Here is a 22,015-nt window from a genome sequence, read left to right on the forward strand (position 1 = left end):
CGCCCTAAGCCGATCGCAGGCGCTCCGCCAACCCGGACGCCCGCACCACGCGACGCTGCACCGCAGCCCGGACGGCCGACTCCGAGCCGATCACCCGAACCCTGGTCTTCGCGCGAGTAACCGCGGTGTACAACAGCTCGCGCGACAACAACCGCGAATCCTCTTGTGGCAGAAGCACTGTCACCTCGTCGGCCTGACTGCCTTGGCTTCTGTGGATGGTCATCGCGTGCATCGTGTCGACATCTGACAGCCTGCCCGTCGCGAACTCGAGGCGCTCCGCGCCCGCGATCACGGCCCGCAGCACGCCGTCACGCACCATTGTGACGCCCGTGTCGCCGTTGTACAGCCCGAGCCCGTAGTCGTTCGCCGTCACCAACACCGGCCGGCCCGCGTACCACGCCGACCAGATCGGCTCGCCCGTCGCCTCCGCCAGCCACCGCTCCACCTGACGGTTCCAATACCGAACCCCGAACGGGCCGCGCCGGTGCGCGCACAGCAGCCGATGCTCGTCCAGCGCCCGCAGCGCCTCGTTGGCATCGCCCAGGATCGCCGCCTGACGAAGCCGAGTCGCTTGCGGCACAACCACTGCGCGTAACGGCTCCGCCGCCTCAGCGGTCTCGATCCATTCGACGTGCTCGCCGCCCGCGCGCAACACCTCGACGACGTCGTCCGCGTCTCCCGCGCGGATCGCCGACGCCAGCCTGCCGATCGACTTCCCGAACCGGTGCGACGTCGTCAGCGCCGCCACCTTCGCCTCTCCGAGGCCGTCGACAAGGTCCGCCAGGACTGCGCCCGCTTCCACCGACGCCAATTGGTCGGGGTCGCCCACCAGGATCAGGCGCGCATCAGGACGCACCGCCTCCAGCAGCCGGGCCATCATGGTCAGCGACACCATCGACGTCTCGTCGACCACGATCACCTCGTGCGGCAGGCGGTTTCCGCGGTGGTGGCGAAATCGCGCCGACGTGTCCGGACGACTGCCCAACAGTCGGTGCAGTGTGGTTGCGTGTAGGCCCGACAGCGCCTGCTGGTCGGCCGGCTCGAGCTTGGCCACCTCGAGTTGCACGGCCTCCTGCAGCCGTGCTGCTGCCTTGCCCGTCGGTGCGGCTAGCGCGATCCGCAACCGCGTGCCGGCGGCAAGCAACGCCAGCAACCGCGCGACTGTCGTCGTTTTGCCGGTCCCTGGCCCGCCCGTGAGCACCGTCAAGCCTTGTGAGAGCGCCACTTCCGCGGCGGCGCGCTGCTCCTCGAAGCCCGCCGGGAACAAGCGCTCGATGGCGGCCGACACCGGCTTCGGTTCGGTCGACGTCATCGTGAGCACGTCGCGGCAGACCTGCTGCTCCTCGAGCCAGTAGCGATCGAGATAGATCAGATCACCGTCGACGCGCAGCGCCGGTGGCGACCCGGCCAGCGGGCTGGCCCGCACGGCCGCTAGCCACGCGTCGACGTCCGGCCACGGCAAGCCCTCGACCCCGACCTGCCGTTCAGCTGACCGCAGATCAAGGCATACCGAGCCGTTGCGCAATGCCCGCACCGTCAACGCCACTGCCAATGCCACCGTTTCGTCGTGTTCGGATGTCAAGACGCAAAGACGCTGCGCGACATGGACATCCGACGACTCGATCACCTCGGCATCGCTGAACACCCGCAGCAGCCCCGTGGCGCTGCGGGCTCGTCGCCACTCCAGGCTCGTCATGCTGCGGCCTCGCCCGCCAGCAGATCAGACAGCGCCGTGATCAGCGACGCGGGCGGTTGCCAACTGAACACGCCTGCGGTGTGGCCGTCCACCACAGGTGTATCCGGCCCGCACATACCCCGCAGGAAGAGGTAGAGGACTCCGCCCAAATGCTGTTCGGGCCCATACCGCGGCAGTCGCCATCGCAGGAACCTATGCAGCACAACGCTGTAAAGCAGCGCCTGCAACGGATAGTCGGAATGCAGCATCGCCTCGGTCAGCCGCGGCTGTGTGTAGTCCGCTGCCGTCAGCGGCCGGCTCGGGTCACCCAGCCAGTTGGTCTTGTAGTCGACGACCACGTACCGACCCCCGACGCGCAGCACCGCGTCCACCGAACCCGACAGGTAGCCCCTCAGCGGCTGACTGCCCAGCGCCGCTTCGGCCAACCGATCGGCATACGAGGCCAGCGGATCGTCGGCGGGCAAATGCGCCCGCAGCAGCTCGCCGACATCACGAAGCCGAATCTCCGGCGCGGCCGCTCTGAGGTCACCACCCGCTAAGGGGAATTCGAATTCCATCTCCCGCATCCGGTCCTTCAGGCCGATCTGCCGCAGCGTCAACCCGTACACCAATGAGCCGAGGGGAGTGTCGTGCAGCGGGATCATCGCGGCGGCCATCTCGGACGCGGACACGTCGACCGGCCACCACACCGCATGTTCTTGAATCCGTGCCTCCAGTTCGGCGGCCAGGTCAGGGGCGAACGGATCGGCCGTCTCCAGCACAGCGTGCACCAGCGTGCCGAACTTCGCGCCCGTCGGCAGCTCCGCCATGGGCGACGGCACGTCCGCGCCAGCGGCCACCGACACCAACGGAATCTCCGCGACCTCGTCGTCGAGTTCGACCACTTCCGGCTCACTGCTCACCGGAGCCGACTCGGCGGTGCGGATCAACCCCGAGTACGACGTGCGCCGCCACGACGTGTCGACGGACCGGTGGAAGTGCCGCACGCCGAGGTGGGACGGCGTCTTCTCTGGTGGCAACGCAGGCACCGGTCGCACCACCGACTCCTCGACGACCGGACCTCCGGCCGCCTCCCACTCCTCGAACCGCGCGAGTGCGTCGTCGTCCGAAACCTTGTCCGGCACACACCGATGCGGCACCAGTGGCTCACCCGGCTTGCGGCCTCGCAGCAGCCGCGACAGCCCGCCGTTCGGCTCGTCGAAGGACGGCGCCCACCACGCGACCACCTGAGCTTGCGCGCGCGTCATCGCCACATACGTCAACCGGCTGTCGTCGCTGGCGTCTTCGGCGCGACCCAGCCGCGACACCGCGGTGAAGTCGGGGCTGTCGCTGCCGCCGATGTGCAGGCACCGGGTATCGCCGTCGTGGTAGAGCACGATTTCGCGGGTCTGCACATTGCGGTTGAACGCGAACGGCAGATACACCACCGGGAACTGCAAACCCTTGGCCACCCACACGGTCATGATCTGCACCGCGGCGGCGTCGTTGTCGAGCCGACGCGAGCGTTCTTTTGCGCCGCTTCGCTCCTCGCGTTGGGTGCGCAGCCAATCGCGCAGCGCGGGCAGGCTGAAGTGCTCGCGGTGCGCTGCCTCCTGCAGCAGCTGGGTCATGTGCGCGAGGTCGGTCATCAGCCGTTCGCCGCGCTGCCAGGACAGCACGCGGTCGCTCATCCCGTTGCGCTGCGCCGCTTCGAAGATCGCGGCAACACCCCGCTCGCGGGCATGACCGGCCCACTCCCGCAACGTCTCTGCGACCTCGTCGGTGAGGTGGTCACCGCCGTCGGCGAGCTCGTCGGCGGTCTTGCCGAAGAACATGGTCGCCGCGGCGGCGCGAACCATGCCCGAGCGGTGCGGCTGATCGAAAGCCTCCAGCAGACACAGCCAGTCCTCGGCGGCTTCCGAGGTGAAGATGTCGGAGTCGCCGGTGTAGACGGCCGCGATGCCCGCGTCGCACAGGGCCCGGTAGCAAGCGCGTGCGTCTTTGTGGTTCTCGACGATCACCGCGATGTCGCGCGCCTCCATCGGGCGGCCGTCGAACGTGGCACCACTGGCCAGCAGATTGCCGATGTCCGCGGCGAGGTCGCGGGGGATGTGGTCGCGCAGTTCGGAGATCGGCAGCACCTTGATTCCGTTGCGGCCCAACGTTTCTCGGCGCACGACGCGCAGCCGGAACGGGTCACCGGCGCCGTCCAAACGTGATCCGTGGTGATGAGCGTCGACGTTGTGCACGACGATCCGCGAGTCACCGAGCTGCGCGCCACCCAATACGGCTTGCAGCCGCTGCACCAGCGCGCCGTCGCTGCGCCAGTTCTTGCCGAGCGTCATCCGGGTGCCCGCTGTCTCGGCCGCCTTCAAATACGTGACGATGTCTCCGCCGCGGAACGCGTAGATTGCCTGCTTCGGGTCGCCGATGAGGATCAGCGTGGAGCGTCCCGTGAATGCGCGGTCGATCACCTTCCACTGCACCGGGTCGGTGTCCTGGAATTCGTCGACCATCACGATCGGCCAGCGGTGGTGCATCCGCGCCTGAGCCGGTGAATCGTCGGCGTCCAGGGCGTCAGCGAGCCGGCTCAGCAGGTCGTCGTAACCCAGAATTGCCCTGCGGCGCTTACGGATTTCGAGTTCCTCCAGAACGTTTTTGGCGAAGCCGACGCACACCGCGGCGCGTGAGTCGGGATCGGGGTCTGCGGGCCTGAGCTCGGTCGCGGGGTTCTTCAACACCTCGCGTGCGAGCTGCAGGGCGTCGGCGTGGCTGAGCAGCGGGTCGTCGCGCTCGTTGCCGAAGTGGCGCAGATACAGATCGTCGACGATCTCGGTGACCAGCTCGTCGAGGCTTTCCACCAGCGTGACGCCCGAGTCCGTGTCGCCGGCCACGCCCAGCGACCTGAGCACCATCTGGCAGAACTGATGCGTGGTGGCGATGGTGGCTGCGTCGAATGCGGCCAACGCGTCGCGCAGCCGAACTTTGCGCTGGTTTCGCTCTTCGCCGGTTCCGGTGACCAGGTGCTCGATCACTTGGTTGTCGCCGATACGGCTCGGATCGTCGAAAGCGGCCACGGCGTCGACGATTTGGCACCGCACGCGATCGCGCAGCTCTTGGGTGGCAGCGCGCCCGAAGGTGATCAACAGCATCTGGTCGAGCGTCGCCACGCCCTCGGCGATGTACCGCGTGACCAGACCGGCCAGCGCGAACGTCTTGCCCGTACCCGCGCTGGCTTCCAGCACCGTCGTCGAACACGGCGCGGGCAGCGGCCCCAGCAGGTCGAAAGGTTCCATCAGACAAGCGCTTTCAACATCGGCAGCCACAGTCGTTGCGCGTACTCGTCGAGGCCCCTCGCGAGGAGGTCCTTGAGCCAGGCGCCCTCACCGAACGCGCGGACGTGCGCCGGGTCGGCATCTTCGCCGGGATAGCGGTCGGAGCGCCACCGATAGCCGGCTGCCCGCTGCGGGTCATCGTGACTGTGCACGGCTGCCGCCCAGGCGTAAGACGTTTTGACCGGCAGCGGCAGCGGTTTACGGCGGCCCTCGTCGTACATGGTGACAAGATCTTTCAGCAGCTCTATGGCGGTGTCGGCCGGTGCGCTCAGCTCATCGGTTTTCGGTGTGGTGCCCCGCTTCTGGCGACCGATGCAGATTGCCTCCCAATCCCGCTGCGGAGTGTGAGCGACCAACGCCAGCAACGGGATCCACGACTGCATCAGGTGGCGCCCGTCGAGCTTCGAGTAGGTGACCGACACGAGCCGATTCCCGTAGACCGGTGAGACCGTGCCCGTCAGGCGCCGCCGGTCGTCGAGAGGGATGTCGACGTCGACCGCGCTCGGCTCTGCGTGTCGATATGGCTGGGCCGTCCGCGCCAAAAGCGAGGCCTGGTCGCGAATCTCGGTGGCCTTACGCCAGCCCAGCCGACCTGGCGGCAGCGTGCCGCGGCGCCATTCGGCATGCCTGGCCTCGTCGGGGTCCATGCCGTTGAGCATGTCGTGCAGCATCCGGTCGCCGACCGTCCACTCCTCGAGCGCGTCGATGTCGACGGGCATGGCGTCCTCGACGCCGTCGACCTCCCACGGCAGCGTGAAGTCGAGTGCCCTGAAGAAGCCCTTCACCGGATCCCTGAAGAAGGCGACGAGGTCGGCGAGCACGACGTCGCCGGGTGCTGGCGCGGGGAGGGGGCCGTCGATGAACGGTGGACGTGGGTGCCGGTCCGCCGCGCGGGCGTGGGCGGCGTTGAGGACGGTGGGGTCGAAGGTGAACGGCTCGTCGGGGATCAACTTGCCGGGGATGACGTTGCGAGTGTCGAAGGGCTGCAACGGATGCTTGACGACGATGTCGTGGCGGACTTCGCTTTCCGTCGTCATGTCGAGGGTGTCGAGCAGCTCGGCCAGCGGCACAGCGGGCGGCCGTTCCTGCCCCGAGTATTCGTTGGCGCCGGTGTAGGTGATCACCAGCTTCTCGGTGGCCGCGCCGATCGCGTCGAGCAGCAGTTGCCGGTCTTCCGAACGGATGTCGCGCTCGCCCGTCATGGGGTTGCGGGCAAGCGCGTCGTCGCCGTCGACCACACCTTGGCGCGGGAATACGCCGTCGTCCAGGCCGACGAGGCACACGACCCGGTGGGGTACCGAGCGCATCGGCACCATGGTGCAGACGGTCAGCGTGCCGGTGCGGAAGTTCGCGCGTGTGGGGCGCCCGGCGAGGTGGCGTTGCAGAATTGCTTTGACGTCCGGCAGCCGCATCGGTGTGTCCGCGCGGTCGCCGGCGTGGATCAGCACGTCGCCGAATTCGCGCTGCAGCTGGCTGGTCTGCCACACATCGTCGTCGTCGACACGGGTGAGCAGTTCGATGCCTTCGGTGAGATCGGTCAACCAGTCGTTCAGTGGCTGTGTGCCGCTGAGGTTTTCGACGGCATGCCGGAGGCGGTCGATGTATTCGGCCAACTGGCCCGCGAGTTCAATGCGGTTGCTGCTGACGTCGTCGAGCGGCAGGGTGGCCTCGAGCCAGGCGCGTGAGTCGTCGGACATCGCGACACCGGCGAGCACACGGTCGATGCCGAATTGCCATGTGTTCTGGACGAAGTCGACACCGAACGGCTGGCGATGCGCGCGGTCGAAGCCCCACCGGATGTTGGCCTGGCGCACCCAGCGAGTGATGTCTTCGAGGTTGTCGTCGGTGAAGCCGAACCTGGCTCTTACCGGAGCGGCTTGTGCGAGGTTGAGCACTTCGGTGGCGGTGGCCCTGCCGCCGGCGAGTTCCAGGAGCTGGGACGCGACGCCGAGCAGCGGATTGGTCTGCGTCAGCGCACGGTCGGCGAGCTTGACGCGCAGCTGGTGTGCGGGATGGACGCCCTTGATCATGTCGCCGAGGCCGAAACCTGCGACGATCAGCGGGGCATAGGTCTCGATGTCCGGGCACATCACGAGGATGTCCCGTGGCTCCAGCGTCTTGTCGTCTTGGAGCAGGCCGAGTAAGACTTCGCGGAGCACGTCGATTTGGCGGGCCGGGCCATGGCAGCTGTGGACCTGGATGCTGCGGTCGTGTGTAGTGTGTCTGCGTCCTTGCGGGCGGATGGCATTCGCGGTGATGTCTTGCTGCAGCCAGCCGAGCAGCGTGTCGGGTTTGGTTGTGCCGCCGAGGTATTCGTCGGTGTGGGGCTTCGGCAGGTTGCGTTGGAGCTCACGAAGGTCGCGGCCGAGTGTGGCCAGCAGCGGGTGATCGACGTGGCGATGGCTGGTGTCGTCTTTCCTCGGGATGGGGCCGTGGTGGTCTTGGAGCTTGTGCCAGAGGTCGTCGCTGGGATGTGGCAGCCACAGGTGCAGATCGTGGTGGGTGGCTAGCGCGTGCAGCAACTCGACGTCGGTGATCGCCAGCCGGGTGTGGCCGAACAGGGAGAGCCTTTCCGGAAGATCGGTAGGCGACTCCTGCAGCCGCGCAACGGTTTTGGCGTGCCTGATGTGCGGTGGGTCGGCGTCGATGCGGTCGACGAGCGCGCGCCACAGTTCGGGTTGCCAGCTGAGGTCTCGGTCGAGGCCTTCGGTGCTGCCGTGGAGCCACGCTTCGAGCAAATGTGGGCGTTGGCGGGCGTAAGAGGCGAACAGCGCCGCGAGGCGTCGGGTGACGGCGTAGCGCCGGCCTTGTCGGAGTTCTTTTTCTTCGCCGCAGGCGAAGTGGCCGAGGTGGGTGGCGAGCGTCGTGCACCACGGCTCGTCGAGGCTTCGGTCGACGACGTCGAGCAGGGGCCACACCATCGCGTCGGGGGACCAGGGGTCGTCGTCGACGGTGTTGGTGATCTCGGCGATCAGCGACTGCGGGTTGCGGAACGCGATGCCGGCGCAGACACCGTCGGATTGGTGGCCGCGGCCGAGGATGTGGGACAGGCGCTGGCTGAGCCAGCGTTCGACGCCCTTGGCCGGGACGATGACGAGCTCCTCGGCGAACGGGTCGGGGAGCGGGTCGGACAGGAGCTTGCCGAGGCCGTCAGCTAGGAGGTCGGTGCGCTCGGCACGGTGGAGGTGAAGCATTGACGGTCACGATATGCCGGGGCACCGACATCGCGGCGGTAGCAATTCTGCTACCCTCGGCGCTGTGGCCACCATCCCGCAGAAGGAACTCCGCAACAACGTCGCCGAGGTGCTGCGTCGCGCCGAGGCTGGCGAGGAGCTGACGATAACGGTTGCCGGCAGACCGGTGGCTCGGCTCGGGCCCACGCGGCACCGGCGATGGGTTACCGGCCCGGCGCTGCAGGCCATCTGGCGCACAGCCCCTCCGCAGACACTGGAGCATGATCTCGAGCGACTTCCTGCCGCGCTGGTCGATCCGTTCGAGTAGCGATGCGTGCGCTTCTCGACACCTCCGTGCTCATCGGTGAGGCAGCGCCGAAAGGTATCGAGGCGGCGATCAGCGTCGCTTCTCTCGCAGAGCTGTATTTCGGTGTGTTGGTCGCTATTGATGACGACGAACGCGCCCGCCGTGCGGTCCGGCTTGGAGCGATTGAAGCCACGTTCGACCCGCACCCGATCACAGATGATGTGGCCCGCGAATGGGGCCGGCTGTCAGCCGCCGTAACGAACCGCGGCGGCCAGCCGCGTCGGCGTGCGGTCGACCTCGCGATCGCCGCAACCGCAAACATCCTCGGTGTCCCGCTACTTACATTCAATGTTGGCGACTTTCGCATCATCAGCGACCTGGTGGATGTTCGTCATCCGTCTGAAGTCGGGAGCTAGCCGCATCGGATATCTGCGCCACGCGAACATTCCTCAACTCGTCAGCACCACCCCCATCGGCCTGTCGAGCGCACCCGAAATCGCCGTACGCTCGACGATGAAAGCCGTCGCCTGTACCAAGGCCACGCTCGAGGTCGTCGAACTGCCGGTCCCGACCCCAGCGAAGGGTCAGCTGCTCATCGACGTCCTCCGTTGCGGTATCTGTGGTTCGGACCTGCACGCCCGACACCACTGCGACGAACTCGCCGACGTGATGACCGAGTCGGGGTACGACGACTTCATGCGGTCGGATCAGCAAGTCGTGTTCGGGCATGAATTCTGCGGCGAGATCGTCGATTACGGCCCAGGTACCAGGAAGTCGCCACGCCCCGGCACGGTCGTCGTGGCGATGCCGCTGCTGCGCCGCGGCAAGGAAGTGCATGCAATCGGGCTGACCACGAAAGCGCCGGGGGCTTACGCCGAGCAGCTTCTCATCGAGCAGATGTTGGCCTTCCCGGTCCCCAACGGATTGGCAACCGAGGTAGCCGCGCTCACCGAGCCGATGGCCGTCGGCTTGCACGCGGTGCGCGTCAGCGAGGTGGGCAAGGGTGACGTCGCGATCGTCATCGGCTGCGGGCCGATCGGTTTGGCGGTGATCTGCATGCTCAAGGCGGTCGGGGTCCGCAACGTGATCGCGAGCGACTTGTCGTCTGCTCGACGCACTCTCGCGTCCGCGTGCGGTGCGGACGCAGTGGTAGATCCCGCACACGATTCGCCGTACGAGGCGGCCGCCGGCCACGGCCATCTCGACACCGTGTCCGACGCATTCGGGCGCATCAGCGCGCTCGAAAAGCTGCACAATCTGCGAGTGCCGTGGTGGCATTTGTTGCGTGCCGCGGAAGCGGTGGGGGCGGCGGCGCCCAAGCGTCCGGTGATCTTCGAATGCGTCGGCGTGCCGGGCATGATCGACCGAATCATCGCCGACGCACCCCTGTTCTCCCGGGTCGTGGTGGCCGGGGTGTGCATGGGTGCAGATCGCATCCGTCCGGCGATGGCGATCAACAAACAGGTCGACCTACGGTTCGTGTTGGGCTACACGCCGCTGGAATTCCGCGACACGCTGCACATGCTCGCGGACGGAAAGGTGAACGCCGCACCGCTGATTACTGGGACGGTCGGGCTGGCCGGGGTTGAATCGGCGTTCGACATGCTTGCCGACCCCAACAAGCACGCGAAGATCCTCATCGACCCGAAAAGCGATGCGACAAGACCTGATACCTCGTAGCGATGTGTGCATGGTTCGGAGGCCTCTTCGGCTCAGTTGATCTGAATCCACCACGGCGGATAGCTGATGTCGAGTGCAATGGTGTCGCGGTATCCCGACCATGTCGGGACGCCAGGCGGTTGGCCGAGGTAAAGACCGCGTGCGGCCGCCACGACGCGGTTCCGTTGGGTCGGCCACTGTATTCGAGCAGCGATCTGTTCAAGCACGTCGCGATCTCGTTCGAGGACACGGTCGACGATCCTCACGGCTGGCAGCGAGTTCCGCTTGTCTGTATTACAGCGGGCGCACGACAAAACGAGGTTGGCCAAGCCGTCAATTCCTACCAATGACCAAGGAAGTACGTGGTCGATCGGATTGTCTTGGCGCAGATGGGTATTGCAGTAGAAGCAATGCGGGCCGAAGGCATCCTTGAACGGCTCGCGCACTGCTCCGAGGGAATTACGTTCGCGCCCGAAGAGGTGCCCTGCGACATCGGGCACTTCTGCGTGGAGGAACTTATTCATCCGCCGCACGTCTTCCACCCACATGATCTCCAGCGCCGGCTTCAGGAGACCAGCGAGCCGGGCCAATCCGTGCGCGACGCCCGGCATGAGCTCGATCGCCTCTCCATGTGCTTGCAATGTCGACCGCGTGACGTGGTCATGGAGAAATGAGTCGTCATAGAGGAAGCAGTCGCTTCTGGCTGCGCCGGGCAGACGTTGAAGCCGGTGCAGAGGCTGTTGAGCCATGCAGATAACGATCTCGTCGATGGCTTCGCGGTAGGCTTTCGGCGCTCGCATGACGGCCACATCCAAAGCAGCGCCGGTGTGTTTCAATCCAGCGGCACCACGGAACTGACTGACGGCTAGGAGTATCCGCGCTCGCGGCTGCGTTGATTGGCGCAACTCATGCCCATCGAAAGGCCGCACCTGGCGCCAGTAGACCTCGAGGACGCGATGCGCCAGATCAGCCAGCGGCACGGTCAGCGTGTCGGCGGGCTGCTCTGGAAGGTGCTCGATGCAGTGGTCGACCAACGCCATGAGCGTTGCGAGCTTGTACGTCGCAGTGCGTAAGCCGGTCTCGAGGATCGCAACGACGCGCTGACCCAACAATAGGGGATCGACCGGACCGTCAGCCATGCCTGTCTGTCGGTGTCAGCGGGTAGAACTGCATGCGAATAAGTATGCCGACGAAAGATTCGACCGTGGGGAAATTGGTGCGCGACAAGATCCCGCAGCTAATCCGGGACTCTGGACGTGAGCCGGTTGTAGCGCGGCTCGATGCCGCCGGGTTCCAGGCAGCCCTACACGACAAGCTCGACGAGGAGGCGGCCGAGCTTCGCGGTGCGGTGGATCACTCGGAAGCTCTCCTGGAAGCTGCCGACGTGCTTGAAGTGCTGATCGCCATCGCAAGACTTCACGGCTTCTTAATTGACGACGTGATCCGGGCCGCTGATCGCAGGCGGACCGAGCGCGGTGGCTTCTCTCACCGTTACTGGCTCGACGGTGTCGGCCCCTAGACCTCGTCGAGCGCCCGCACCTGCTTGACCAAGTGCCGCACTTCGGTGACCGACGGCTGCAATTCGTACGCGTGATGGTGTACCGCTCTGCTCAGTCCCTGCCACACCTGCTTCGCCAGTTCGCCGATCTCGTGTCCTCGACGTGTCCCCAACACAACGAGTTTCGACGACGTGGTGGGCCCATAGCCACCGGCAGGACACCATTCCGAACTTTGTTCATCGAGCCAATCCTCCAACGCGCAGCGAGCAAGCACCGCCGCCGTACGCGGCCCTCGGGTGCTGAGGCCGAATGCTCCTTCGAGCACCTGCTCGGCATAGTCGAGCAGCGCGGCCCGGTCGGTCATGATGCCAGCTTCGTCAGATCAGCCGTCGCCAGTCGGGCGGCCTTCACCGCGGCCTTGAAATCCTCAATGCCGCTGTGAATTCCCTTCGTGGCCACCATGACCGTGGCGCGCCGCGCTGGCCTGCCGGCCTGCCACCTCTCGACCGCCTTTTCGTCGTCGGGGTCCACCGCTAAGGCCAGCCGCTTCTTCACCGAACTCGCCTTCTCCCAAGCGTCTTCGACCTCAGCGCGTGACTTTCCTTGTGCCAGTGCCCGTGCGCTGAACACATCCCACGCTGTTGCCTCCAGCGCCTCACGACACAACACCGGAACCGCGGCCTTCTTGACGTCGTCTGGAACGGCGTCGTCGACTGCAATTGCAAACGCCTCATCCAGCAGTCGCGTGCCGGGGCTGCTCGATACAGCAACAGTGACAACAGAATTGGCGCCGCGCGTTACCTCGATGATCCGCGCCGGCGCTCGCGACCGCCGAATCGCCGCCGGTAGCCGGTCGTCATGGGTGAACACGATGACCTGCCGCTCCTGCGCCAGCGACGTCAGCACCTGCAGGAATCCATCGATCTTCGACGGATCCATCGCCTGGATCGGATCGTCGAGCACCAAGAATCGAAACGGGCTCTGCGGCGACGTCGCACGCGGGATGAAGATCGCCAACGCCAATGCCTGCAGCTCGCCCTGGCTCATCACGCCGAACGCCTCGGTGTCGGAGCCGTCGACGTCAGCCTTGAGCACCACTCGTCGATTGGTCTTTTGCCCTTCAAGCCTGATCGCTCCCAAGTCGACATTGCTCTCCTGCCGCAGCGCCGACCAAATCTCCCGCGCCTGCTCCGCCAATGGCGCGATCCGCAGATTCCGTAGCTCACTGGCGTTGGACTGCAACCACTTCAGCGCCTCGGTGGCGACAGCCAGCTTGGGCGCGGCCTCTGCGGCCCGCTCAGCCATACGCACCCACTCGGCCAGTTCCAGCGCCACAGGACTCCACGCGTCCTCACGCGCCTGGATCAACTCGGCGGCCTCATCGCTGAGTGCGGTGTAGGCCTGCTGCAGCATCGGTAATGTCGACTCCACGTGATCGGCCAACGCGAGTTCGCCATCGGCTGGCAGATTCGTCCACCCCTTGTACGCCTTCCACGCCGCTGCCATCCCCATCAACTCCGCAGCCTCCAACGGTGGTGCCGCGACATCGCGCACCGCCGCGATCACCGCCGACCGCGCCAGCGCCGTTGCGTCCCGCGCAGCGGTCAACGCCCGCGCCGCAAGCTGCTCCTGCTCCAGCGCCGCCCGCGCGGCGATCGCCCAGTCCGTATCCAGCCTGCCGCGGCCACAGACCGGGCATGGCTGGTCGCCATGCTGTTCGTGAAACGACAGGCCCATCTCCAGCAGCCGGCCGCGGTCCGCTGCCAGCGCGTCGGAGCGACGGGCCACCTCCTGCTCGTTGACTGCCGCCGACCGTAACGCCTCACACTTGAGCGCCACGTCCTCGGTGTTCGGGGCACGGAGCCGCTGCGCATGCAACCAGGCCGACGGCACCGACGCCCCGCTGCCTTCGGTGATCAGCGGCCGCACCACATCGAGCGCCGGCTTAGATTTGCGCAGCTGTGCCAAAGCTGTTGCCGCTCGGGGGTCTTCATGACTCTCGAGCTTTGGCCGCAGTGCGTCGCGCATCTTCTTGAGCTCCGCAGACGGCTGACGCAACTGCTTCACCTCGGTGTCGAGGCGAGCCATCGCCTCGGTCAGCTGCTCCAAACCCAACAGTTTGTACAGCTGGTCGTAGAGCGCACTCGGTGGTCCCTCGAGGATGCCTCCGAGTTCGTCGTAGCTCAGGAGTGGGCGGTACATCTCTAGCGCTGCGTCCCAGCCGAGCACTTCGGTGCCCTCGCGCCTGTGACCGTCGCGCTGCACCCATGCCTTGAAGTGGTCGACGGCGACGTCGGGTCCGGCTGGCCAGTCGACCCCGATGGTGGTAGTGCCCGATCCTTCCTCGGCGATGCCGATCCGGATTTCTGCCGGTTCACCCGCGTGCAGGTTCCGCCAATTCTGGGACCACACCGGGCCTTTGCCTTTCCACCGCGAGTTGGTGCCCGTCAGCGCGAGTTCGAGACCCTCTGCCACAGTGGACTTCCCCGAACCGTTGCGCCCAGCGATGACGATCAGTCCCGGTCCTGGCTTGAGCGGCAAGGTGACCTTGGGACCGATGCCTCGAAAGCCTTGCACGCTGATGGACCGCAGGTATGCGCCCACCGGCTCAACTGAAACGTCGTCCGGCGACGTCAAGGACTCTACGAGTTGTTCGGACGTCGCCTCGTCGCCGAGAACCTCCGCCAGCTCGTCGGCAGTTCCGAGGGCGGCCAACACGACCAGTCGCGCCTCCTCGCTGAGCCCAGCGTCCGCGTCCGCGCGGGCCAGCACGTAGTTCTTGAGTCGGTCATCGGTCACCGCGAACCCCTTCCTGTGCGGCTGCCGGACTATTTGGCGACGATCGTTGCGTCATAACGCTCACACCGCGTGCGTGATTCTCAGCGCGGCGCCTCGATCTTCGCAGAGGCGTGTGACACATCTTGTCGGAGCAATTGGTTAGCCTGCCGGCGTGGACATAGGTCTCTACGAATCGCTGCTGACCCGGCGCCTGAACCAGGAACTGGCGGTCCACAGCCACATTCGTCCTTACCTTGAGTTGGTCGACGACGCCGAACAGCCGCTGACCATTGCCCGTCACCTGATGCCGATCATTGAAAAGGCACTTCGAAACGCCGGAACCCCAGCCGCGTGTGCTGACATCGTGCACGCCCTTCTGGCGGCCCTGCCTGACTCGGAATTCCTGGTCGAGGAGCTTCATCAACGCGAACCAGGCCGGATCGAACGCCTCGACGCGGCGATGCTTGCCGACGCGCTCGAACATGTGGTGCCACCGCGGCCAGTTACGCCGCTCTCGGACGCCGCGTTGATGACCAATGGCCGCAATGAGCCCACGCTCGCCGCCGAACTGCGCGCTGAGCTTGCCAGCGCCGACCGCGTCGACCTTCTCTGCGCGTTCGTGAAATGGCAGGGCCTGCGGTTGCTCGAGGATCAACTCGCCGAACTGAAGATTCGCGGCGTGCCGCTGCGTGTCATCACCACGACATATTTGGGCGCGACGGACGCCCGTGCGTTAGACGCCTTGGTGACCGAGTTCGGCGCCGACGTTCGTGTGAACTACGAGACGGACCGCACGCGTCTTCACGCCAAGGCGTGGCTGCTGCGCCGCAACACCGGCTTTCACACCGCTTACGTCGGGTCAAGCAACCTATCCCATGCCGCGCTGGTCGACGGTCTCGAATGGAACGTCCGGCTGTCAGCGGTATCGACTCCGCACCTCCTCGAGAAATTCCGAGCCACTTTCGAATCCTATTGGGAGAACCGTGAATTCGAGCGATACCGGCCCGATGTGGATGCGGAGCGCCTCCGTGAAGCGCTCGGTGTGGCGGCTGGCACCCGCGAGCGGGGGCGCATCACGGTCACGCTGTCCGGTCTAGAAGTGCGCCCCAAGCCATACCAGGCAGAGATGCTTGAGGAGCTCGACGCAGAACGGGTGTTGCACGATCGGCATCGCAATCTCATCGTGGCAGCCACTGGTACGGGCAAGACCGTTGTCGCCGCTTTGGACTACCGCCGGCTCGTTCGCGACGTCCACGGCCGCGATCTGCGACTCCTTTTCGTCGCGCACCGCAAAGAGATCCTGATGCAATCCCGACGGATGTATCAAGAAGTGCTTACCGACCCGACGTTCGGTGAACTGCTCGTCGGCGGTGACGAACCGCTGCACTGGCGCCACGTGTTCGCAAGCATTCAATCCCTGTCACCCGACAGGCTTTCCCGCATCAAACCGGACCACTTCGACGTGGTTGTTGTCGATGAATTTCATCACGCCGAAGCAGCCACCTACCGAAGGCTGCTCGAGCACGTGCGGCCGATGGAGCTACTCGGGCTGACTGCCACCCCGGAACGCGCTGACGGTGTCGACGTGCGCGAATTCTTCGGTGGACGCGTCGCGGCCGAGCTCCGGTTGTGGGAGGCGTTAGAGCAGAATCTGTTATGTCCGTTCCATTACTTCGGCATCCACGACAACACGTCGCTGGACCAGATTCAGTGGAAAAGAACGGGCTACGACGTCGCAGCGCTGACCAATCTGTACACCGGCAACGAGTCACGCACGCGGATCGTGCTCAAGGAGCTACGCGACAAGGTCGCTGACATTGGTGCCATGCGTGCACTCGGGTTCTGCGTGAGCGTCGAACACGCCCGCTACATGGCCGAACAATTCGAGCATGCCGGGATTGCCGCCCGTGCGATCTCAGCGGAGACGCCGCCCGACGAACGGCAGGCCGCTCTGAATTACCTGCGCGCCCGCCAAATCAACATCATCTTCGCGGTGGACCTGTTCAACGAAGGCTTGGACATTCCTGAAGTCGATACGGTGCTGTTTCTGAGGCCCACGGAGAGCGCCACGGTTTTCCTTCAGCAGCTTGGTCGCGGGCTGCGCCTGACTCACGGCAAGACCGTCCTTACCGCCTTAGACTTCGTCGGCCTTCACCGCCGCGAGTTCCGATTCGATCAGCGGTTCCGTGCGCTCACCGGTGCCCCACGCAAAGACCTGATCCGGCAGATCGAACACGGATTTCCCTTCCTGCCCTCGGGCAGCCAGATCGTGCTCGACCCGGTGGCACGAGAGCTGGTGCTCGGGAACATCCGCGCGCAGCTCAGGCCTCGATCGGGCGAGCTGGTGTCCGAGATTCGCTCTTACCCAGGCGGTGACCTCGCGACGTATCTGGACGCATCGGGCCGCGACCTCGCCGACATCCTGCGGTCGAACCGCTCCTGGAACCGCTCCTGGACAACGCTGTGTCGCGATGCCGGCAAGATCGCCGATGAAGCCGGTCCTTACGACGAAGCTTTGGTGAAGCGTGTGCGCGCCGTCGCGCATGTCGACGACAAGAGAAGAGCACAGGCGTACCGCTCAATGCTGCAGGGCACTACCCAAATTCGCAGCAGGGCCGAGCAGCGCCTGGCGGCGATGCTGTTCTTCTCGCTGTTTCCCGACGGCGGCGGGTTCCCACAACCCGCCGCCGGCTTGGCAGCGGCGCGCGCCGAACAGGTCTCGAACGAGATGTGCCAGGTGATCGACATCGCGTTCGACGCGGCCCGCCGCAGCACGTACTCGCTCGGGGAGGTGTTGCCCGAGCTCGCCGAGGTTCCGTTGGCTCTTCACGCGAGTTACTCCCGCGAGGAAATCCTCGCCGCGCTGGGATATGCGTCGATGAGCCGCAAGCCCAGCACGATGCGTGAGGGGGTCGCGTGGTGCGCGGAGGTGAACGCTGATGCCTTCCTCATCACGCTGAAGAAGAGTGACACCGACTACTCTCCGACCACCATGTACCGCGACTACGCAATCAGTCCTGAGTTGTTCCACTGGGAGTCACAGTCAACGACGTCGGAGGCGTCGAAAACGGGTCAGCGGTACATCCACCATCGCGAACGCGGCTCACACATCCTGTTGTTCGTGCGCGAGGCGAAGGAAAATTCGCTGGGCGCCGCACCGTACATCTTCCTGGGGCCCGCGGACTACGTGAGGCACGAAGGGAAGCGGCCGATGGCCATCACGTGGAAATTGCGGCGGCCCATGCCCACGGAGATGTTCATGGCATCGAGGGCGGCGGTCGCATAGCTCGGACCTTTGCTGATGTGGCCGCTGTGGCCGAAGTGGACGATGCGCTCAAAAACCCTCGATCAACGCTCGCGGACACGATACTTTCGCAAGGGCGACAGTCGACGCGGAGGTGACCATGGCGATCAGCCGAGCAGTGGCGAGTTCAACAGCGGTGTGCGCCTTTGCGGGCATCCTGGGCGGCCTGCCCACTGCAACCGCAGACCCCCCACCGGCATGCGGCCCGGATCAAGCCACCGCCATCGCCATCGCAACCGCCCACGATCGCCACGAGTCCATGACGCAAGGACCCTGGAACCCCAACCCGGTGATGAGCAATTTCGACCCGTGCGCGAACCTCTCCGGCGTCGTCCTCACCATCGACATGGCCAAGCCGTCGTCCCCCCGCCAGGTGTTCCTGTTCAACCGCGGCAACTACGTCGGTAACGCGCTCACTCGCGGCCAACCTTTCACCACCATCGACATGGCCGCATCCACGAAGGACACCCTGATCGTCGACTACGTGTCCGGCCGCACCTGCGGAACCTGCACTGACGGCAAGGTCACTCCGGTCCGTTACTACTGGGACGGCGCCCGTGCCGTCATGGCCGATCCCATTCCGCCCCGCCAGGATTGGCCTATCCCGTAGGCAGCCGCCAACATATGACCGAGCCGCTGGCCTGGACCCTTGCCGACGGCCGCGAGCTTTTGTTCTTCGCGTTACCCGGCCATACCCCGATGCCGGTCACCGACCGACGGTCCCTGCCCGAACACGAACATGCCTTGCCCGAGTTGCGCTTTGACCGGCAGACCGGCCAGTGGATCACGATCGCCACGGCCCGCCAAGACCGCACCTACAAGCCGCCCTCCGACGAATGTCCGCTTTGCCCAAGCTCTTCCGGCCTGACCAGTGAAGTTCCTGCCGACGACTACGACGTCGTGGTCTTCGAGAATCGCTTCCCGAGCTTCACCGGCCACGCGCCCGGCCATCTCGCCGCACCCGACGGCAACCTCTTCACCGCCGCGCCCAGTCGCGGCCGCTGCGAGGTCATCTGCTTCTGCAGCAACCACACTGGCTCGTTCGCCGAGCTCGACCAGGCGCACGCCCGCCTCGTTGTCGACGCGTGGCGTCACCGCACCGCCGATCTGATGGCTCGACCTGGTGTCGCCCAGGTCTTCTGCTTCGAGAACCGCGGCGAGGAAGTCGGCGTGACCCTGACCCACCCACACGGCCAGATCTACGGTTACCCGTTCCTCACGCCCCGCACCGAGGTGATGCTGCTCCAAGCACACCGTCATCGAAAACGCCATGGCACCAACCTGTTTGAAGATCTCCTGAAGGCCGAGCGTTCCGACGGCCGACGCGTGGTCGGGCAGACCGGGCACTTTACTGCGTTTGTCCCCTTCGCCGCCCGCTGGCCGGTCGAAGTCCACATCTACCCGAACCGGTTCGTACACAATCTGACCGAGCTCGACGACGACGAACTCGACGAGTTCGCCGAGATCTACCTCGACATCCTGCGCCGCTTCGGCCGCCTGTATTCAGCGCCCCTGCCCTACATGTCCGCGCTGCATCAGTACGCCGACACCGACGTCCAGCGTGAGGGTTACTTCCACGTCGAATTGATGTCGATCCGCCGTACCGCCACCAAACTGAAGTACCTCGCCGCCTCAGAATCGGCCATGGACGCGTTCATCAGCGACGTGACACCCGAAGGCACCGCGCAGCGTCTGCGTGAGGCCTGACGTGATCCGCTATGCCGCACCTGGGCGGGTCAACCTGATCGGCGAGCACACCGACTACAACCTCGGCTTTGCGCTGCCGATCGCACTGCCCCAACGGACCGTCGTCACCTATGCGCCAAGCGGTTCCGCCACGCTGGCCGTACGCAGCGACGCAGCAGACGGTCTTGCTCAGATCGCACTCGACACTGCCCCCGGCGATGTCACCGGCTGGGCGGCTTACGTCGCCGGCGTGCTATGGGCACTGCGCCGTGCCGGCTATCCGGTGCTTGGCGGCGACATGTCGATCTCCAGTGATCTCCCGATCGGCGCTGGCCTGGCGTCGTCAGCGGCGCTGGAGTGCGCAGTGCTGGGTGCACTGCTCACTGCCAAAGGCCTACGCCTGAATCCCGTCGAGCAGGCGCGGATCGCGCAAGCGGCCGAGAACCACTACGTCGGCGCCCCCACCGGACTGCTCGACCAATTGGCAAGTCTCTTCGGCGCACCCCGCACCGCGATTCTCATTGACTTCCAATCGCTTTCGGTGCAGCCCGTCCCGTTCGATCCCGATGCATCCGACGTTGCGCTGCTGCTCATCGACTCACGCTCCCGGCACCGCCACCCCGGCGGCGAGTATGCAGCCCGCCGCGCCTCATGCGAACGCGCCGCCGCGACCCTCGGCGTCTCGACCCTGCGTGCCGTGCAAGACCTTGCAGCGCTCGAGACGATCACCGGAGTCGACGCACGTCGCGCACGCCACGTTCTCACCGAAAACCGGAGGGTGCTGGATTTCGTTGCTGCGCTGGGCAATCGGGACTTCCAAGCCGCTGGCGCCATCCTCACCGAATCACACCGATCAATGCGCGACGACTTCGACATCACCAGCGACCAAATCGATCTGATCGCCGACGCTGCGGTACGAGCCGGAGCGCTGGGTGCGCGGATGACTGGCGGCGGCTTCGGTGGCTGCGTCATCGCACTCGTTCCCCTGAACCGGCTCGACGACGTGGCGGAATCCGTGCGCAACATCACGCACCGCGCCGGCTATCCCGCGCCGACGGTCACGCGCACGACCGCAGGGCCCGGCGCCATGGAATGCTGACGCGATGACGACCCCGAACCTCAGCCGCTCCGTCGCCGGCCGGACGGCCTTCATCACAGGCGCCGGCAGTGGAATCGGCCGCGCGACCGCAGAAGTCTTCGCCGCCGAGGGCGTGCGGGTGGCGCTCGCCGACATCCAGTCCGACGCGGTGCACCAGGTGTCCGACGCCATCCGCCAACGAGGCGGGCACGCTACGGCTTACCGCCTGGATGTCGCCGACGCGGCGGCGGTCGCCACGACTGTGCCCGAAGCCGCCGACGCGCTCGGCGGCTTGGATTTCGTGGTCAACAACGCCGGAGTTGTGCGCCCGACCGCGTTGGACGACAAACAGTACGACGACCTCTGGCGGTGGCAGCTGGACGTGATGCTGACCGCACACCAGCGGATCGCCCGGGCGGCGCTGCCGTATCTGCGGCAGTCGTCGTGCCCGCGGATCGTCAACCTGGCCTCAACCGAGGCGATGGGCGCCACCCGCGGCAACGGCATCTACGCCGTCGCCAAGCACGGCGTGGTGGGCCTGACGCGTGCGCTCGCGGTCGACCTTGGGCGCGAGGGCATCACCGTCAACTGTGTCTGTCCCGGACCGATCAACACCGCACTCACCGAGCGAATCCCGGTCGAGCACAAGACGATCTTCGCGAAACGTCGGACTGCCCTCGGCCGTTACGGCGAGCCGGCGGAAATAGCGCACATGATCCTGAGCCTGTGCCTGCCGGCAGCCTCTTACATCACCGGTGCGATGGTGGTCGTCGACGGCGGGATGACTGCCCGCAACGCCTGACGCCCGGCGTGCACGATCAAGTCCGAGAATCGGAAGGTCTAGGGAACTCGGCGGCGATCGTCGTGCGGATCTCGTCCAGCACAGCCGCCCGTACCTTCAGCTTGCTTTCCTTGTGCGCCCGCGCGTCCAGCGCAGCGAAGCCCTTGGCGACTTCCTGTGCGCGCGGACGCACCATGTCCGCCTCGACCAACTCGTCGAGATATCCTGCGGCAAGGGCGTTTTCGCCCTTGAACTCGTAGGCGAGGTTGACGGCACGCTGAATCGCCCCGGGCGTCAATCGATTTCGCATGATCGCGAGAGCCGGGCCCGGCATGGTGAGCCCGATCGCCACCTCGTTGGCCTGGATGCGGTGCGACGGCGCGCCGATCAGGTAGTCACCGCAGAGCATCAAAAACGATCCCATCGCGATGCAATGGCCGGTACACGCCATCACCACCGGCTTGGAGAACGCGAGAACCCTTGCGGCGAGCTCGAATCCGCCGACGAGCATGTCGAGAGCGGCATCGCCGCCGCCCGTCAGCACCTTGAGGTCGAAGCCGCCGGAGAACACGCGGTTGTTGCCGGCTATCACCACCGCCTGCACGCCTTCGAGTTCAGCGTGGTCGAGCGCCTCGTTGATCTCCCGCTGCATATCGGGGGACAGCGCGTTGACCTTGCCGTCGTCCATGGTGATCGTCGCGACCGAGTCGTCGACGCTGTAGTGAACCCGTTCGCCCATG

Annotated in this window: 16 protein-coding genes; 9 read left to right on the top strand and 7 right to left on the bottom strand. The window is 65.8% G+C overall.

The window, feature by feature from the left end:
* Positions 1–4: 4 nt before the first annotated feature.
* From recD to recC, 3 genes are read right to left on the bottom strand one after another with little or no spacing between them, the layout of a single operon-like run.
* Positions 5–1,696, bottom strand: a complete 1,692-nt coding sequence (recD, locus tag AC5Y39_RS12625) for an exodeoxyribonuclease V subunit alpha (RefSeq protein ID WP_500020351.1) — start codon at positions 1,694–1,696, stop codon at positions 5–7.
* Positions 1,693–4,971 carry an exodeoxyribonuclease V subunit beta gene (gene recB, locus AC5Y39_RS12630; protein ID WP_500020349.1) on the bottom strand — a complete coding sequence of 1,093 codons (3,279 nt, stop codon included), beginning with the start codon at positions 4,969–4,971 and terminating at the stop codon, positions 1,693–1,695. The genes recD and recB overlap by 4 nt, the downstream gene beginning before the upstream one ends.
* Complete coding sequence (recC, locus tag AC5Y39_RS12635; RefSeq protein ID WP_500020347.1) at positions 4,971–8,204, bottom strand: exodeoxyribonuclease V subunit gamma; 3,234 nt, start codon at positions 8,202–8,204, stop codon at positions 4,971–4,973. Before recC ends, recB begins: the two co-directional genes overlap by 1 nt.
* 64 nt (positions 8,205–8,268) lie before the next feature.
* Here recC and AC5Y39_RS12640 point away from each other — a divergent pair, with 64 nt between their 5' ends.
* The 3 genes from AC5Y39_RS12640 to AC5Y39_RS12650 all read left to right on the top strand — a co-directional run bounded on the left by AC5Y39_RS12640 (position 8,269) and on the right by AC5Y39_RS12650 (position 10,170).
* The gene (locus AC5Y39_RS12640; protein WP_500020345.1) at positions 8,269–8,511 is read left to right on the top strand and encodes a type II toxin-antitoxin system Phd/YefM family antitoxin; all 243 of its coding nucleotides are present in this window, start codon (positions 8,269–8,271) and stop codon (positions 8,509–8,511) included.
* A 26-nt stretch (positions 8,512–8,537) separates the two neighbouring features.
* On the top strand, positions 8,538–8,906 hold the full coding sequence (locus tag AC5Y39_RS12645; protein ID WP_500048221.1) for a PIN domain-containing protein: 369 nt from the start codon (positions 8,538–8,540) through the stop codon (positions 8,904–8,906).
* 97 nt (positions 8,907–9,003) lie between these two features.
* Entirely contained in the window at positions 9,004–10,170 is a 1,167-nt protein-coding gene (locus AC5Y39_RS12650; RefSeq protein WP_500020341.1) for a zinc-binding dehydrogenase, read from the top strand.
* A gap of 32 nt (positions 10,171–10,202) precedes the next feature.
* Here AC5Y39_RS12650 and AC5Y39_RS12655 read toward each other — a convergent pair whose 3' ends face one another.
* Entirely contained in the window at positions 10,203–11,288 is a 1,086-nt protein-coding gene (locus tag AC5Y39_RS12655; RefSeq protein ID WP_500020339.1) for a DUF8808 domain-containing protein, read from the bottom strand.
* A gap of 44 nt (positions 11,289–11,332) precedes the next feature.
* On the opposite strand from AC5Y39_RS12655, the gene AC5Y39_RS12660 reads away from it, so the two are divergent.
* Positions 11,333–11,668 (top strand): nucleoside triphosphate pyrophosphohydrolase, encoded by a 336-nt coding sequence (locus tag AC5Y39_RS12660; RefSeq protein ID WP_500020337.1) that lies wholly within the window; start codon positions 11,333–11,335, stop codon positions 11,666–11,668.
* On the opposite strand, the gene AC5Y39_RS12665 is transcribed toward AC5Y39_RS12660, so the two are convergent.
* Together AC5Y39_RS12665 and AC5Y39_RS12670 are read right to left on the bottom strand one after the other, a co-directional pair.
* Positions 11,665–12,012: a hypothetical protein gene (locus AC5Y39_RS12665; protein WP_500020335.1), complete on the bottom strand. Its 348-nt coding sequence runs from the start codon at positions 12,010–12,012 to the stop codon at positions 11,665–11,667. The two genes, AC5Y39_RS12660 and AC5Y39_RS12665, sit on opposite strands and share 4 nt — an antisense overlap.
* Complete coding sequence (locus AC5Y39_RS12670; protein ID WP_500020333.1) at positions 12,009–14,447, bottom strand: AAA family ATPase; 2,439 nt, start codon at positions 14,445–14,447, stop codon at positions 12,009–12,011. Before AC5Y39_RS12670 ends, AC5Y39_RS12665 begins: the two co-directional genes overlap by 4 nt.
* 151 nt (positions 14,448–14,598) lie before the next feature.
* Between AC5Y39_RS12670 and AC5Y39_RS12675 the strand changes: the two genes are divergently transcribed.
* The 5 genes from AC5Y39_RS12675 (at position 14,599) to AC5Y39_RS12695 (ending at position 21,296) form a co-directional block, all read left to right on the top strand.
* Positions 14,599–17,712 (top strand): DEAD/DEAH box helicase, encoded by a 3,114-nt coding sequence (locus AC5Y39_RS12675; protein WP_500020331.1) that lies wholly within the window; start codon positions 14,599–14,601, stop codon positions 17,710–17,712.
* 118 nt (positions 17,713–17,830) lie between these two features.
* Complete coding sequence (locus tag AC5Y39_RS12680) at positions 17,831–18,340, top strand: LppP/LprE family lipoprotein (RefSeq protein ID WP_500020329.1); 510 nt, start codon at positions 17,831–17,833, stop codon at positions 18,338–18,340.
* Positions 18,341–18,354: 14 nt separating this feature from the next.
* Positions 18,355–19,437 (top strand): galactose-1-phosphate uridylyltransferase, encoded by a 1,083-nt coding sequence (galT, locus tag AC5Y39_RS12685; protein WP_500020327.1) that lies wholly within the window; start codon positions 18,355–18,357, stop codon positions 19,435–19,437.
* Entirely contained in the window at positions 19,427–20,515 is a 1,089-nt protein-coding gene (locus AC5Y39_RS12690; protein WP_500020325.1) for a galactokinase, read from the top strand. Before galT ends, AC5Y39_RS12690 begins: the two co-directional genes overlap by 11 nt.
* 4 nt (positions 20,516–20,519) lie before the next feature.
* A complete protein-coding gene (locus AC5Y39_RS12695) occupies positions 20,520–21,296 on the top strand; it encodes an SDR family NAD(P)-dependent oxidoreductase (protein WP_500020323.1) in 777 nt (258 codons plus the stop codon).
* A 16-nt stretch (positions 21,297–21,312) separates the two neighbouring features.
* Here the strand turns inward: AC5Y39_RS12695 and AC5Y39_RS12700 are convergent, their stop codons facing one another.
* On the bottom strand, positions 21,313–22,014 hold the full coding sequence (locus AC5Y39_RS12700; protein WP_500020321.1) for a crotonase/enoyl-CoA hydratase family protein: 702 nt from the start codon (positions 22,012–22,014) through the stop codon (positions 21,313–21,315).
* Position 22,015: the final 1 nt, after the last annotated feature.

The sequence above is a fragment of the Mycobacterium sp. NGS39 genome, assembly GCF_059812765.1.

Excerpts from the sequence above, each read along its gene's own strand:
- recB (WP_500020349.1), bottom strand. The coding sequence starts at position 4,971 with ATGGAACCTTTCGACCTGCTGGGGCCGCTGCCCGCGCCGTGTTCGACG.
- AC5Y39_RS12695 (WP_500020323.1), top strand. The coding sequence starts at position 20,520 with ATGACGACCCCGAACCTCAGCCGCTCCGTCGCCGGCCGGACGGCCTTC.
- AC5Y39_RS12655 (WP_500020339.1), bottom strand. The coding sequence starts at position 11,288 with ATGGCTGACGGTCCGGTCGATCCCCTATTGTTGGGTCAGCGCGTCGTT.
- AC5Y39_RS12650 (WP_500020341.1), top strand. The coding sequence starts at position 9,004 with ATGAAAGCCGTCGCCTGTACCAAGGCCACGCTCGAGGTCGTCGAACTG.
- recD (WP_500020351.1), bottom strand. The coding sequence starts at position 1,696 with ATGACGAGCCTGGAGTGGCGACGAGCCCGCAGCGCCACGGGGCTGCTG.
- galT (WP_500020327.1), top strand. The coding sequence starts at position 18,355 with ATGACCGAGCCGCTGGCCTGGACCCTTGCCGACGGCCGCGAGCTTTTG.
- AC5Y39_RS12660 (WP_500020337.1), top strand. The coding sequence starts at position 11,333 with ATGCCGACGAAAGATTCGACCGTGGGGAAATTGGTGCGCGACAAGATC.
- recC (WP_500020347.1), bottom strand. The coding sequence starts at position 8,204 with ATGCTTCACCTCCACCGTGCCGAGCGCACCGACCTCCTAGCTGACGGC.
- AC5Y39_RS12665 (WP_500020335.1), bottom strand. The coding sequence starts at position 12,012 with ATGACCGACCGGGCCGCGCTGCTCGACTATGCCGAGCAGGTGCTCGAA.
- AC5Y39_RS12700 (WP_500020321.1), bottom strand. The coding sequence starts at position 22,014 with ATGGGCGAACGGGTTCACTACAGCGTCGACGACTCGGTCGCGACGATC.
- AC5Y39_RS12680 (WP_500020329.1), top strand. The coding sequence starts at position 17,831 with ATGGCGATCAGCCGAGCAGTGGCGAGTTCAACAGCGGTGTGCGCCTTT.